Annotated in this window: 1 rRNA gene; it reads left to right on the top strand. The window is 51.5% G+C overall.

Annotation, left to right across the window (positions count from 1 at the left end):
• A 23S ribosomal RNA gene (locus ASN89_RS25425) occupies positions 1–950 on the top strand; the annotation flags it as partial.

Raw genomic sequence — 950 nt, forward strand, 5'->3', positions numbered from 1 at the left:
CTTGATTGGTTTACTCCATGAGGGTGAAAGGGTTGCAATAAACTGGTGGCTGCGACTGTTTAATAAAAACACAGCACTCTGCAAACACGAAAGTGGACGTATAGGGTGTGACGCCTGCCCGGTGCTGGAAGATTAAATGATGGGGTGCAAGCTCTTGATTGAAGTCCCAGTAAACGGCGGCCGTAACTATAACGGTCCTAAGGTAGCGAAATTCCTTGTCGGGTAAGTTCCGACCTGCACGAATGGCGTAACGATGGCCACACTGTCTCCTCCCGAGACTCAGCGAAGTTGAAATGTTTGTGATGATGCAATCTACCCGCGGCTAGACGGAAAGACCCCATGAACCTTTACTGTAGCTTTGCATTGGACTTTGAACCAATCTGTGTAGGATAGGTGGGAGGCTTTGAAGCGGGGACGCTAGTTCTCGTGGAGCCAACCTTGAAATACCACCCTGGTTTGTTTGAGGTTCTAACCTTGGTCCGTTATCCGGATCGGGGACAGTGCATGGTAGGCAGTTTGACTGGGGCGGTCTCCTCCTAAAGTGTAACGGAGGAGTTCGAAGGTACGCTAGATACGGTCGGACATCGTGTTGATAGTGCAATGGCATAAGCGTGCTTAACTGCGAGACTGACAAGTCGAGCAGGTACGAAAGTAGGACATAGTGATCCGGTGGTTCTGTATGGAAGGGCCATCGCTCAACGGATAAAAGGTACTCTGGGGATAACAGGCTGATTCCTCCCAAGAGTTCATATCGACGGGGGAGTTTGGCACCTCGATGTCGGCTCATCACATCCTGGGGCTGTAGCCGGTCCCAAGGGTATGGCTGTTCGCCATTTAAAGTGGTACGTGAGCTGGGTTTAAAACGTCGTGAGACAGTTTGGTCCCTATCTGCCGTGGGCGTTGGAAATTTGAAGGGGGCTGCTCCTAGTACGAGAGGACCGGAGTGGACG

It is taken from the genome of Janthinobacterium sp. Ant5-2-1 (assembly GCF_001445815.1).
In the GTDB taxonomy this organism is placed as follows: Bacteria; Pseudomonadota; Gammaproteobacteria; order Burkholderiales; family Burkholderiaceae_D; genus Janthinobacterium; species Janthinobacterium lividum_E.